9 protein-coding genes are annotated in these 13,953 nt (G+C 66.1%); 1 reads left to right on the top strand and 8 read right to left on the bottom strand.

Features of this window, described 5'->3' with window-relative positions:
- Window positions 1–197: 197 nt before the first annotated feature.
- Window positions 198–977, bottom strand: coding sequence for a DUF2334 domain-containing protein (locus tag H926_RS0116935; protein ID WP_022677371.1), 780 nt, complete (start codon window positions 975–977; stop codon window positions 198–200).
- Window positions 978–1,211: 234 nt separating this feature from the next.
- On the opposite strand from H926_RS0116935, the gene H926_RS0116940 reads away from it, so the two are divergent.
- Complete coding sequence (locus tag H926_RS0116940) at window positions 1,212–1,892, top strand: alpha/beta hydrolase (RefSeq protein ID WP_022677372.1); 681 nt, start codon at window positions 1,212–1,214, stop codon at window positions 1,890–1,892.
- A gap of 155 nt (window positions 1,893–2,047) precedes the next feature.
- Here the strand turns inward: H926_RS0116940 and glgX are convergent, their stop codons facing one another.
- The 7 genes from glgX to H926_RS28285 form a co-directional block, all read right to left on the bottom strand.
- A complete protein-coding gene (gene glgX / locus H926_RS0116945; RefSeq protein ID WP_022677373.1) occupies window positions 2,048–3,829 on the bottom strand; it encodes a glycogen debranching protein GlgX in 1,782 nt (593 codons plus the stop codon).
- Complete coding sequence (locus H926_RS0116950) at window positions 3,829–5,460, bottom strand: alpha-D-glucose phosphate-specific phosphoglucomutase (protein WP_022677374.1); 1,632 nt, start codon at window positions 5,458–5,460, stop codon at window positions 3,829–3,831. Before H926_RS0116950 ends, glgX begins: the two co-directional genes overlap by 1 nt.
- A complete protein-coding gene (gene glgA / locus H926_RS0116955) occupies window positions 5,457–6,905 on the bottom strand; it encodes a glycogen synthase GlgA (protein WP_022677375.1) in 1,449 nt (482 codons plus the stop codon). The genes H926_RS0116950 and glgA overlap by 4 nt, the downstream gene beginning before the upstream one ends.
- 170 nt (window positions 6,906–7,075) lie before the next feature.
- Window positions 7,076–8,335 carry a glucose-1-phosphate adenylyltransferase gene (gene glgC, locus H926_RS0116960; protein ID WP_028658151.1) on the bottom strand — a complete coding sequence of 420 codons (1,260 nt, stop codon included), beginning with the start codon at window positions 8,333–8,335 and terminating at the stop codon, window positions 7,076–7,078.
- A 17-nt stretch (window positions 8,336–8,352) separates the two neighbouring features.
- A complete protein-coding gene (gene glgB, locus H926_RS0116965; RefSeq protein ID WP_028658152.1) occupies window positions 8,353–10,533 on the bottom strand; it encodes a 1,4-alpha-glucan branching protein GlgB in 2,181 nt (726 codons plus the stop codon).
- A gap of 10 nt (window positions 10,534–10,543) precedes the next feature.
- A complete protein-coding gene (locus H926_RS0116970) occupies window positions 10,544–12,955 on the bottom strand; it encodes a glycogen/starch/alpha-glucan phosphorylase (protein ID WP_022677378.1) in 2,412 nt (803 codons plus the stop codon).
- Between the two features lie 564 nt (window positions 12,956–13,519).
- On the bottom strand, window positions 13,520–13,953 hold a 434-nt coding region (locus H926_RS28285; RefSeq protein WP_043610083.1), incomplete at its 5' end, for a TonB-dependent receptor domain-containing protein.

Below are 13,953 nucleotides of genomic sequence, written 5' to 3' on the forward strand. Positions count from 1 at the left end.
ATGGCTATCGAACACATCGGCCTCAAGCCCCGGCCATTCGCCGCGCATCGCGCCCTGAGTGCGGCCCAGCACCAGGCGCGCATCGACGCCCTGCGCCAGCCAGGCGCGGTGCAGGCGCAGCGCCACGCGCTCCACCCCGCCCGGCTCGAAGCTGTGCAGGAAGGTCAGAACGCGCAAGGGTCGTTGCGTGGTCGCGGTCAAAACAGGCTCGTCGGGCCGGTCAGGCTGGCATAGCGCGCGGGTTCGTGGCTCTTGGCAAAGCGTGCCAGCGTGGCATCGATCGAGCGCAGCAGGGCAGGCACCGTAGTATCGCCGGGATGCACCGCCACGCGCACCGTCCGCGTCAGCGGCAGTGCCTGGCGGGCCAGGGCGGAAAACCACAGCGAAGAGCGGATGCGCGCCTTGCTGCGGCTGGCCCAGGTGATCACGGGCCCCTTGGCCAGTACTTCGCCGCTTTGCGGGCGCCACACCTTCATGTGGTCTTCGGCCAGGGCAAAGCCCAGGTCGGCCATGGCCTGGTGCGCGCCGGGGCCATAGAGCCAGGCCGGCGCGATGAAGCCGGTTACCGGGCGGCCGAGAATGTCTTCGACCAGAGCCTTGCCCTGCGCCATGCGGGCCAGCGCCTCGGCATAGGGCAGGTTGAGGAATTCACCCTCGCCGGCGGTCATGTGCTTGCCCTTGAAGCCGGCCAGGCCTTGCTCTGCAGGGGTTTCGTCCTTGTGGCACCAGCCGTGCAGGAACATCTCGATGCCCATGTCGGCCCATTGCCGCAGCCGCGCCTGGAACGCGGCATTGCCCGCGAGCGGCGCGCTGCGCCAGTGATCCGGGATCACCAGCATGGCAAACTTGCCCGTGCCGAGATGGCCGGACAGGCGCTCTGCCAGGGCATCGACCTGCGCTTCGAAACGCGGGCTGACATCGTGGATCGAGGCCAGCAGGCGCTTGCGCGGCGCATCGGGAATCGCTGGTGTTGTCATGCCGGAAACGCTCGTGATCCCTTTTGTCTCGGCGCCAAGGCCCCCCTTGCACCGGCCCATGGGCCTGTCGCAAATGGCGGGAAAATGCAACCGGGTTCCGGTGCTTTGCCACCGGGCGCAAAACGCTGTCGCTTCATCGCCAGGTTATTGTCTATCGCGAAGATTGAGTTATCTCTTGTTCATGTCGGGACGTAAACCGAGTCGACCGGCCGCTTCCTTGGTGGGAGAACTTGTATGGCCCATGAACATGCCTTTAGCCGCACTGCCGATCCGATCATCCTGACCGTGCCGGGGCTGGACAATTCCGGTCCTGATCACTGGCAAACCATTTGGGAACAGACACTTCCCGATTGCCACCGGGTTGACCTCGGGCTGTGGAACGATCCGCACCGCAACACCTGGGTCAACAAGCTGGCCCTGGCGATACAGCGGGCCCACGAAGGGGCCGGGCGCCCCGTCGTGCTGGTGGCGCACAGCCTGGGTTGCCTGGCCGTGGCCTGGTGGGCGGAATATGAACGCTTGGCCAATGGCCCGCGCCAGATGCCGGTGATTGGCGCTTTGCTGGTGGCGCCGCCCGATGTGGAAGACGGGGTGAAAGACCGCCGCCTGACCCGCTTTGCCCCGGTGCCCGAAACCGAACTGCCGTTCCCCGCGATCGTGGTGGGCAGCCGCGATGATCGCTATGCCACACCCGGGGCCACGCGCCGCCTGGCCCAACGCTGGGGCGCGCGCTTTGCCGATGCCGGCGCTGCCGGGCATATCAATGCGCAATCGGGCCTGGGTGAGTGGGCGTTCGGCCGCCTGCTGCTCAACCGCCTGCTGCCCCGCGCGCTGTCGCTTGATGATGGCCGGGCCACTTATGTGCCCACGCCGCGCCGCTTCGTCGATCCGGCCTTGCGCCGCCTGGGGGCCTGACAAGGCGTTCAATCTCCCCTCCTCTTCAGAGGAGGGGTTGGGGGTGGTGCGAAGCCTTGTGCAAGGTGTCCACCACCCCCCGACCCCCTCCTCTAAAGAGGATGGGGAGGACAAATTTCTATGATCCGTTCGCCCTGAGCTTGTCGAAGGGCCCCTCAGCCCAACGCTACCCCCTCGGTCCGGCTCACCCGAAAACCGGGCCGCGCATGATCGGGCGCACGCCATTGCCCCCCCGGCGTCGCCGGGTCTTCCCATCGCCCGCCGTCCATCGCCGCGCCGTCGAGCGCCAGCCATTGCCCGTCTTCGGGAAAGCGCGCCATGTCGCCCTGCCTGGCGGCAGAAAGCCGCGCTACGAAATCCTCAAGATCCCGATCGCGCGCCTGCCAGTCGATCCATGACAGCGGATTGTCCTGGGAATAGGCATTGTTGTTGCCTTGCTGGCTGCGGCCAAACTCGTCACCGGCGGTCAGCATGATCGTGCCTGTTGACGCAAACAGCGTGCCCAGCAGCGCGCGCTGGGCCGCCTGGCGCCGCGCCAGCACGGCGGGATCGTCGCTTGGGCCTTCAACGCCATTGTTCCACGAATAGTTGTCGTCGTGCCCGTCGCGGTTGTTTTCGCCGTTGGCCTCGTTGTGCTTGTGGGCAAAGGCGACGCAGTCGGCCAGGGTAAAGCCATCGTGCGCCGCCAGGAAATTGACGCTGCGGCACGGCATGCTTTCACACGGGCCAAACACGTCGGCCGAGCCGGCCAGCCGCGTGGCGAGGGCGCCCAGTGTTCCATCGCCGCGCCAGAACCGCCGCACATCATCGCGAAAGCGGTCGTTCCATTCCAGCCAGTTGGCCGGAAACTGGCCGAGTTGATAGCCGCCCGGCCCGATGTCCCACGGTTCGGCAATCAGCACGCGGTCTGCCAGCAGCGGATCGGCGGCGATCTCGGCAAAGATCGGGGCATCGGCGGCAAAGCCGGGACCGCGCGCCATGATCGGCGCCAGATCGAAGCGGAAGCCATCGACGCCGGCATGGGCCACGAAATGGCGCAGCGTATCGATCGTCAACTGGCGGACGTGGGGCTGCGCGAAATCGAGCGTGTTGCCGCAGCCGGTATCGTTGATCAGGCTGCCATCCGCAGCATGGCCATAGGCGGCGTTGTCTAGCCCGCGCAGGCTGACAATCGGCCCGGCCACGTCGCTTTCGCCAGTGTGGTTGAACACCAGGTCAAGGATTGTGCCGATGCCTGCGGCGCGCAGAGCGGCGACGGTGTCGCGCAGTTCGGCGATCCCGCCCGGGCACAGCCCCGGATCGAGCGCCATGAATGCCACCGGGTTATAGCCCCAGGCATTGCGCAGGCCGAGTGGGGGCAGGTGGCGCTCGTCTATCCATGCCACGATCGGCATCAGTTCCACCGCGTTGATGCCCAGCTTGACGAGGTGCGCCAGCACGGCGGGCTGCGCCAGCGCGGCCACCGTGCCGCGCAGATGCGCCGGCACATCGGGGTGCAGCATGGTAAAGGCGCGCACGTTCAGTTCATAGATCAGCCCGCCCGGCGCAAACAGCGGCGGGGCAGGGGGCACGGTAGGCAGGTCTCCCGTCACGATCGCCTTTGGCACCAGCGCGGCGGTATCGGCGCCAAAGGTGGAAAGGGCCGGATCATAGACAAAGCGCTGGTCCAGTTCGACGGCATGGGGATCAACCAGCAGCTTGGCTGGATCGAACCACAGCCCGCGTTCGGGCGCCCATTCCCCATCGGCACGATAGCCATAGCGCGTGCCGGCGTGATTGCCCGCCAGGGTCAGCGTCCAATCGTCGCCCGCGCGTACCATGGCATGGCGCGTTTCGGCGCCTTGCGCATCGAACAGGCACAGCCACACCGCATCGGCCAGCGGCGCGCGCACCCGCCAGGCCGTGCCGGCAGGGACAGGGTGCGCGCCGTGGTCCATCAGGTGATCACGTCGGGGGCGGTGCGGCCGGTGTGGGCGACGATGCCGGCCACGGCATCGGCTGCGGCAATCAGGTCGGCCAGCATGTCGCTGGTTTCACGGTCAAGATAGCCGTCCGCCGGCTCATAGCGTTCGAGATAGACGCGCAGCGTCGCCCCTTCGGTGCCGGTGCCCGACAGGCGGAAGACGATGCGCGATCCGCCTTCGAACAGCACGCGCAGGCCCTGGTTGGCGCTGGTGCTGCCATCGACGGGATCGAGATAGGAAAAGCTGTCTGCCGTGGCGACAGTCAGCGGGCCAAAGCTTTGCCCCGGCAGGCTGGCGAGCTTGCCGTTCAGCGCCGCCATCAGGGCATCGGCCTGCTCGGTCGGCAGCCCTTCATAATCGTGGCGGGCATAATAGTTGCGGCCATACTTGGCCCAGTGCTCGCGTGCCAGTTCGTCCACGCTGATCTTACGCACGGCCAGGATATTGAGCCACAGCAGCACGGCCCACAGGCCGTCCTTCTCGCGCACATGGTCCGATCCGGTGCCAGCGCTTTCCTCGCCGCAGATCGTCGCCATGCCGGCGTCGAGCAGGTTGCCGAAGAACTTCCAGCCCGTGGGGGTCTCATAGGCGGGGATGCCAAGCGCCTCGGCCACGCGATCGGCCGCCGCGCTGGTCGGCATCGAGCGGGCGATCCCGGCCAGGCCCCGGGCATAGCCAGGCGCGAGGTGGGCATTGGCGGCCAGCATGGCCAGGCTGTCGGACGGGGTGATGAAACGGCCCTTGCCGACGATCAGGTTGCGATCGCCATCGCCATCCGATGCCGCGCCGAAATCGGGCGCATCGGGGCCGAACATGGCATCGAACAGCGCCTTGGCATGGACCATGTTGGGATCAGGGTGATGCCCGCCGAAATCCTCCAGCGGCACGCCGTGGCGCACCGTGCCGGGCGCAAAGCCCAGCCGCTTTTCCAGGATTTCCGTGGCATAGGGGCCGGTCACGGCATGCATGGCATCGAATGCCATGGTCAGGCCATCGGCCACGGCAGCGCGGATCGCGGCAAAATCGAACAGCGTTTCCATCAGGTCGGCATAGTCAGCCACCGGATCGATCACCGAGACCTGGCACCCGCCCACGTCGACGCTGCCGCAGGTGTCGAGGTCGATGTCAGCGGCGTCCACCGCCAGCCAGCGGTCGATCGTCTGCGTGCGGGCATAGATCGCCTCGGTCACGCCTTCGGGCGCCGGGCCGCCATTGGCGATGTTGTACTTGATGCCGAAATCCTCGTCCGGCCCGCCGGGGTTGTGGCTGGCCGAAAGGATCAGGCCGCCGCTTGCCTTGTAGCGGCGGATCACGTTGCTTGCGGCCGGCGTGGAGAGGATGCCGCCCTGGCCGACCAGCACCTGGCCATAGCCATTGGCGGCGGCCATGCGGATCGCCTGCTGGATCACCGTGCGGTTGTGGTAGCGCCCGTCGCCACCGATCACCAAGGTGCTGCCGGGCGCACGCTCCACCACATCGAACACCGCCTGGATGAAGTTTTCGGCATAGTTGGGCTGAGCAAACACGCGCACTTTCTTGCGCAGGCCCGATGTGCCCGGCTTCTGCCCGGCATAGGGCGTGGTCTGGTGGGTGGTGATCGTCATTCTGCCCCCGCAAGTTGGCGATAGAGCGCAGCATAGGCGTGCCCGCTGCGCTTCCATGAAAAGTCCGTCTTCATGCCTGTTCGCTGCATCTGCGTCCAGACATCACGCTGGCCATAAAGGGCAATCGTGCGCGTTATCGCATCTGCGAAAGAAGGATAGGTGACGCCGTGGAACGTCACCCCAGTGGCCGCCTGGCCGTTGATCGCCGCCAGGTTGGCATCCACCACGGTATCGGCCAGGCCCCCGGTATGCGCCACCACCGGCACGCAGCCATAGGCCAGGCCATAAAGCTGCGTGAGGCCGCAAGGTTCGAACCGGCTGGGCACCAGGATCGCGTCGCCGCCGCCCTGCATGCGGTGCGATAGCGCCTCGTCATAGCCGATGCGCAAGCTGACGCGCCCGGGATGGCGCGCAGCGGCGGCATGCAGGCCGGCCTCCATCGCCGGATCGCCCGCGCCAAGCAGCGCCAGCCGCCCGCCCAGGCCGACCAGATGGTCGATCACTTCCAGCAGCACGTCGATGCCCTTCTGCCAGGTCAGCCGGGTGACGCACACGAACAGCGGCCCATCGCCCTGTTCCAGATGGAACTCCCGCTCCAGCGCGCGCTTGTTGGCGGCACGCCGGGCGAGCGAGCGCCAGGAATAGGTCTGCAGCAGGTGCTGGTCGGTTTCAGGGTTCCACACCGCCGGATCGATGCCGTTGACGATGCCGTGCACGCGATCGCCCTTGGTGGCGATCAGGCCTTCCAGCCCCATGCCAAAGGCAGGATCGCGGATCTCGCGGGCATAGGTCGGGCTCACCGTGGTGATCGCGCTGGCGCTTTCCAGCCCGGCTTTGAGGAAGCCCACGCCGCCGTGGTATTCCACGCCGTCGATCGCCCAGGCCCACGAGGGCAGCCCCATCAGGGCAAAGATATCGGCGCCATAATAGCCCTGGAACGCCATGTTGTGGATGGTCATGACCGAAGGGATCGCCGTGCCGGCGGGGGCAAAGCGCATATAGGCCGGGGCCATCGCCGCCTGCCAATCGTGCGCGTGGGCAAGATCGAAGGCCAGGCCTTTCACCGCGCCGCCCGCCACATCGGCAGCCGCGCGGCCAAACGCGGCAAAGCGGCGCCAGTTGTCACCCCAGTCGCGCCCGGCGAGATCGGCATAGGGGCCGCCGTCGCGGGCAAACAGGTTGGGGCTGTCGACCACCAGCAGCGGATGGCTGCCCAGCTTGCCCGCCAGCAGCCGGGCCGGCTCGCCCAGCAGGCTGTCCCACTGGTGGATCGCCTTGGCCTTGCCCAGCGCCTTGGTCACGGCGGGATAGCCCGGCAGGATCGTGGTCATCGCCACGCCATGCGGCGCCACGGCATCGGGCAGGGCGCCCGCCACATCGGCCAGCCCCCCGGTTTTGATCAGTGGCACCGCTTCGGATGCAATGGAAAGAACGCGCAAGGTCATTCCAGTCTCCCCGGCCAGCCAGCCGGTCTTAAGGCATCTTTGGTCCTGTCCTTCGTCACCCCCGGACCTGTTCCGAGGTCCAGCTTGCGGCCTTTGCCGGAACAAGCGGAAAGAAGCGGGGCCCCGGATCAAGTTCGGGGCGACGACAGGTTGTGTTACCGTTGTTGGCGCTAAACCAGCTTGTCGATCATCGCCTTGGTGATGAGGCAGACACCGTTGTCGGTGCGGCGAAACCGCCGCGCGTCCAGTTCGGGATCTTCGCCCACTACCAGCCCTTCGGGAATGCGCACGCCCGAATCCAGGATCACCCGGCTAAGCTTGGCACCGCGGCCGATGTTGCAATAGGGCAGGATCACGCCTTCCTCCACGCTGGAGAATGACCCCATCTTGACCCCGGTGAACAGCAGGCTGCGCTTGGCCAGCGCGCCCGAAACGATGCAATCCTGGCTGATCAGCGAGGAAATCGCCATGCCGCGCCGGCCTTCCTCGTCGTGCACGAACTTGGCCGGGGCGGCGATGATCTGGTCGGTCCAGATCGGCCACTCGCGATCGTACATGTTGAGCTTGGGCACCGTGTCGGTCAGGTCGAGGTTAGCCTCGAAATAGGCGTCGAGCGTGCCCACGTCGCGCCAGTATTCCTCGATCTCGTCGGCCGCGCGGATGCAGCTGTTACTGAAGCGGTGGGCCACCGCCTTGCCGTGCTTGACGATGTAGGGGATGATATCGCCGCCGAAATCGCGGTTCGAGCCTGGCGTTGCCGCATCGCGGCGCAACTGGTCGAACAGGAATTCGGTCTCGAACACATAGATGCCCATCGATGCCAGGGCATGGTCCGGATCGCCGGGGATGGTCGGCGGATCGGCCGGCTTTTCGACAAAGCTGGTGATCACGCTGTCTTCGTCCACGCCCATCACGCCAAAGCCGGTCGCCTCGGCCTTGGGCACCACCAGGCAGCCCACGGTCACATCGGCCCCCGAATTGACGTGCTGCTGCAGCATCAATTCGTAGTCCATCTTGTAGATGTGGTCGCCCGCCAGGATCACCATGTGCTTGGGCGCATGGGCCTGGATGATGTCGATGTTCTGATAGACCGCGTCGGCCGTGCCTTCATACCACAACAGCTCGGAAATGCGCTGCGAGGCGGGCAGGATGTCAAAGCTTTCGTTGCGTTCCGGGCGCATGAAGTTCCACGCGCGGTTCATGTGCCGGATCAGCGAGTGCGCCTTGTATTGCGTCGCTACGCCGATGCGGCGAATGCCCGAATTGATCGCGTTCGACAGGGCAAAGTCGATGATCCGGCTGACTCCGCCGAAATAGACGGCCGGCTTGGCGCGGTTGTCGGTCAGTTCCTTCAACCGGCTGCCGCGTCCGCCAGCCAGGACATAGGCCATGGCATCGCGAGCCAGGGGTTGCCCATAGGTTTTGCGCATCCGTTCCTCCTGGCCGTTCATTCGGCCTTGCTCTGATATTCAAACATCATCGTTGAAAGCGGCGGCAGGATGACAAACGCCGCCCCGTCTTCCGCCACGATCTTTCCGGCATTGCCCTGGCCGCTGCCGCCATAGTGCGCCGCGTCAGAGTTGAGCACTTCGCGCCATTCCCCGTCGTGCGGCAGGGGCAGGCGATAATGGTCGTGCAAGGCGGGCGTCATGTTGCACACCACCACCACCGGCGCATGGCCGGGCGCGCGGCGCACCCAGGCAAACACGCTGGCCAGCGCATCGTCCACCACCAGCCATTCAAATCCTTCGCCCTCGCAATCGCGCGCGTGCAGTGCGGGCAGGGCGGCATAGGCGCGGTTCAGATCGCGCACCCAGGCCTGCATGCCGGCGTGGGGAGCATGGTCGAGCATGTCCCAATCGAGCGCGCGCGCCTCGCTCCATTCGCGGCGCTGGGCAAATTCCTGGCCCATGAACAACAGCTTCTTGCCGGGATAGCCCCACATCATCCCGTAATAGGCGCGCAGGTTGGCAAACTTGTGCCAGTCATCGCCGGCCATCTTGCCCAGCATGCTGCCCTTGCCGTGCACCACTTCGTCATGGCTGATCGGCAGCACGAAGTTTTCGGTAAAGGCATAGACCAGGCCGAAGGTGATCTCGTTGTGGTGATAGCGGCGATGCACCGGGTCCCGCGCCATATAGCGCAGGGTATCGTTCATGAACCCCATGTTCCACTTGAAGCCGAAGCCCAGGCTGCTCGGCCGCTCGCCTTCGTCCAGCGCGGGCTGGGTGACGCCGGGCCAGCTGGTCGATTCCTCGGCCATGGTCATCACGCCGGGGCAGGTGCCATAGACCGCCTGGTTCATCGCCCGCAGGAAATCGACCGCTTCCCAGTTCTCGCGCCCGCCCTGGGCATTGGGAATCCATTCGCCGCTCTTGCGCGAATAATCGCGGTACAGCATCGAGGCGACAGCATCCACGCGCAGCCCGTCGACGTGATAGCGTTCGGCCCAGAACAGCGCATTGTTGATCAGGAAATCGCGCACCTCGCGCCGGCCGAAATTGTAGATCGCGGTGTTCCAATCGGGGTGGAACCCTTGGCGCGGGTCTTCATGTTCATAGAGCGCCGTGCCATCGAACCGCGACAGGCCATGCGCGTCGGTGGGAAAATGCGCCGGCACCCAATCGATCAGCACGCCCAACCCGGCGCGGTGGGCGCCATCGACAAAGCGGGCGAAGCCCATCGGCTCGCCAAATCGGGCCGACGGGGCATAGAGCCCGGTGGTCTGATAGCCCCAGCTCGGGTCATAGGGATGCTCTGACACCGGCAGGAACTCGATATGGGTAAAGCCCATGTCGACGGCATAGGGGATCAACTGGTCGGCGAGTTCGTCCCAGCTGTAGAACTCGCGCCCGTCGCCCGGCTTGCGCCACGATCCGGCGTGCACCTCATAGATCGAGATCGGCTGGTGGCGCGGATCGGCCTTTTCCCAGAACGCGCGGTGTTCAGCATCGCCCCAGGCGTGGGGCGGGGCGTCAAGCGTGATTGAGGCGGTATGCGGGCGCAGTTCTGCCGCCAGGGCATAGGGATCGGCCTTGTACGGCTGCACCGTGCCGTCGCTCGCCACGATGCGATACTTGTAGGGCCGCCCACCGCCGATGTCGGGCAGGAACAGTTCCCAGATGCCGGTGTCGCTGCGGCGACGCATCGGGTGGCGGGCACCGTCCCAATCGTTGAAATCGCCCACCACGCTCACCAGCCGGGCATTGGGCGCCCAGACGGCAAAGTGCACGCCGCGTGCGCCTTCGTGATCGATCACGTGGGCGCCCAGCTTGTCGAACAGGCGGTGGTGGGTGCCCTGGCCGATCAGGAAATCATCCACCGGGCCCAGCACCGGCCCGAACGAATAGGGATCGGTCACCTGCCAGCTATGTTGCCCGGCCTGGCAGGCATAGCGCACCGGCTGCGGTGACCCGGCCACTGGCCCTTCGAACAGGCCGCGCGGATCGACACGTTTCAGAACGCCCAGCGGCGTGCCGTCAAGGGCGAACGCTTCTGCCCGTTCGGCGCCGGGCAGAATGGCGCGGGCAAAGGCACCTTGCGGGCCGGGATGCACCCCCAGCAGGGAAAACGGATCGGCATGGGTGCCGTCAAGCAGCGCCGTAATCGCCTCGGCCGGGGGGTGCAGGCTCAGGATGTCACACTCCCCAGATGTCGCGGGCATATTCGCCGATCGTGCGATCGGACGAGAACCAGCCCACGTTGGCGATGTTGCGGATGGCGCTGGCGCGCCACGCCGGCTGGTTGGCCCAGCGCGCGTCGACCCCGCGCTGCGCGGCGTGATAGGCGTCGAAATCGGCCGCAACCAGGAACCAGTCGCTGTCATAGAGCCCGCCCATCAGCCCGGCATAGCGGTGCGGATCGTCGGGCGAGAACACGCCGCTGGCAATGGCCGAGATCGCCTGCTGCAATTCCCGGCTGCCTTCGATCACGGCGCGCGGGTTATAGCCATCGGCGCGGATCGCCGCCACTTCCTCGGCGGTTTTGCCGAAGATCACGATGTTGTCATCGCCGACCCGGTCCTTGATCTCGATGTTGGCGCCATCGAGCGTGCCGATCGTCAGCGCGCCGTTAAGCGCGAACTTCATGTTGCCGGTGCCCGATGCTTCCATCCCGGCCGTGGAAATCTGTTCCGACAGATCGGCGGCAGGGATGATGCGTTCGGCCAGGGTCACGTTGTAGTTGGGCACGAACACCACCTTGAGCAGGCCCCCGACCGAAGGATCGGAGTTGACGCGGCGGGCAATGTCGTTGGCCAGTTTGATGACCAGCTTGGCGTTGTGATAGCTCGACGCCGCCTTGCCCCCAAAGATCTTTACGCGCGGGGTCCAGTCGCGTTCCGGGTGGCTGCGAATTTGATCATAGAGCGCCACCGTCTCGATCAGGTTGAGCAGCTGGCGCTTGTATTCGTGGATGCGCTTGATCTGCACGTCGAACAGGGCATCGGGATCGAGACGGACGCCGGTCAGCTGCTTGATATGCCCGGCCAGCGCCACCTTGTTGGCGCGCTTTACCTCGGCAATGCGTTCGCCAAGCTGCGCGTCATCGGCCATCGCGTTGAGATCGGACAGCTTTTCGGCATCGTCGAGGAACGCATCGCCGATTGCGTCCTTGATCACGCCCACCAGCCGCGGGTTGCACTGCTGCAACCAGCGGCGCGGGGTGACGCCGTTGGTCTTGTTGTTGATGCGCGTGGGATAAAGGGCGTGAAGATCGGCAAACACCGTGGTCTTCATCAGCTCGGTATGCAGCGCGGCCACGCCGTTGATCGAATGCGCGCCCACGAAGGCCAGGTTGGCCATGCGCACGCGCCGCTCGCCGCCCTCGTCGATCAGGCTGATCGCGGCGATCGCACGGTCATCCAGCCCGGCCTTGCGCGCTTCGCGCAACACGCGGCTGTTGATCGCATAGATGATCTGCATGTGGCGCGGCAGCAGGCGTTCGAACAGCGGCAGCGGCCAGCTTTCCAGCGCTTCGGGCAGCAGGGTGTGGTTGGTATAGCCCACCGTGCGCTTGGTCACGTCCCAGGCCTCGTTGAACTCAAGCCCGTACATATCCACCAGAATGCGCATCAGCTCGGCCACGGCCACGCTGGGGTGCGTGTCGTTGAGCTGGATGGCGGCCTTGTCGGGCAGGGTGCGCACGTCGCCATGGTATTGCGCGTGGCGGCGCACGATGTCCTGGATACTGGCGGAGGTGAAGAAGTATTCCTGGCGCAGGCGCAGTTCCTGGCCCGCCGGCGTGCTGTCGGCCGGATAGAGCACGCGCACCAGGGCATCGGCGCGCACCTGCTCGGCCAGTGCGCCAGCGTGGTCACCGGCGTTGAACGCGTCGAGGCGGATGGGATCGAGCGGGTTGGCCGTCCACAGGCGCAGGGTGTTCACCCGCTTGCCCTTGTAGCCCACTACCGGCGTATCGACGGCGCTTGCCTCGACCTTTTCATGCGGGCGCCATTCCACGCCATCGCCGTTGTCGATCACCTCGCCGCCAAAGCCGATCATATAGGCGCTTTCGCGGCGGTCGAACTCCCACGGGTTGCCGTGGCTCAGCCAGGTTTCGGGCAGTTCCACCTGCCAGCCATCGTCGATGCGCTGGCGGAACATGCCGTTCACATAGCGGATGCCATAGCCGTAGGCGGCTATGTCCAGGCTCGCCAGGCTTTCCATGAAGCAGGCAGCCAGGCGGCCAAGGCCGCCGTTGCCCAGCGCCGCATCGGGTTCCAGCTCTTCCAGCGCGGCCAGGTCAAAACCATGGCTGGCCAGCGCCTTTTCCATTTCGCGCGTCAGGCCCAGGTTCGACAGCGCGTCGCGCAGCAGCCGGCCGATGAGGAATTCCAGGCTGAGATAGTAAACCCGCTTGCCGCCCTGGTCATAGGTCTTGCGGGTGGATTCCATCCAGCGATCGATGATCACGTCGCGCAGCGCCAGGCAGGTGGCGGTGTACCAGTCGTGGGGCTTGGCGGCCCGTTCATCCTTGCCCACGCGGTGCCGCAGCACATCGATGATGTGGGCGTCGATCTCGGCAACCTTGGACGTGATTTCGAGGCTCATGGCTATTGCTCCACCTGCTTGGGCCGTGCCGTGCTGCGCGCTTGCGGGCGCAACATGGACCAGGCCGGTTATCCCGGCCTTCCTGTGGCTCCTGCCCCCGTGTCGCGCAGATCCGGCGCCGCCCCCTTGCGACACGCGGCCCCCGGCCAGCGGCTTGTTGCCGCAGCCTGGCATGCACCGGCTGCGACCTCCCGTTGCCAGGGGTAAGCCAGCCTTGCCCCCGCCGACAAGCGCAGAGTTTTGCCCATCACCAGATTGGTGGAAATCGCGCCGGCCCGCTGGCCTTCGTCATGGCCGCCTGCGGCCCTGGTCTTGCGTATGATCGCCCGGTGCAAAAGCCCATCCCCCAAGGCCGTGCGCGCTGCCCTTGCGCGTCTGCCCACGGCTGGAACGCTAGGCGCAAATCCTGCATGTGTCTGCCCGTCGCAGGATAGAATACGATTGCAGGCTGGATGTGCAGCAGCCGGGCTGCGACAGGCTCAGCCTGAACGGTCTGATAGTCCAGAACCCCGTTCGCCCCGAGCCTGTCGAAGGGCCTTTCGTGAAAGCGCTGGCCCGGCGCGCTTACCGCATCCCAATTCGCAGGCCGGCCCACAGCGTGCGCGGCGTGCCGATATCGATCGTGCCGCCCGAATTGCGCGTGACGATCGTGGTATCGAACAGGTTTTCGCCGCGCAGCACCAGGCTGGCCCAGCTGGTCAGCGGGACCTGGGCAAAGGCATCGAGCGTGGTGGCCGCGCGCAGCGGCGCGGTTTGCAGATCGTCTTCATAGGCCAGGCCCACGTGCCGCAGGGTCAGCGCCCCGGTCCAGTGCGGGGCGGGGTGCCAGGCGAGCGTGCCGCTGGCGGCAATGCGCGGCGTCTGCGCCGGGCGCATGCCATCGAGCGCGGTGCCCGGCGCCTCAACCTTGGCGTCGGTCCATGCCAGGCTGCCGTTGAATGACACCGTGCCTGCAGTCACCTCGGCGCCCAGTTCCACGCCGCGCGCATGCACGGCCG

Origin of the sequence: Novosphingobium sp. B-7 (assembly GCF_000410615.1) — a bacterium.
Classification (GTDB): domain Bacteria; phylum Pseudomonadota; class Alphaproteobacteria; order Sphingomonadales; family Sphingomonadaceae; genus Novosphingobium; species Novosphingobium capsulatum.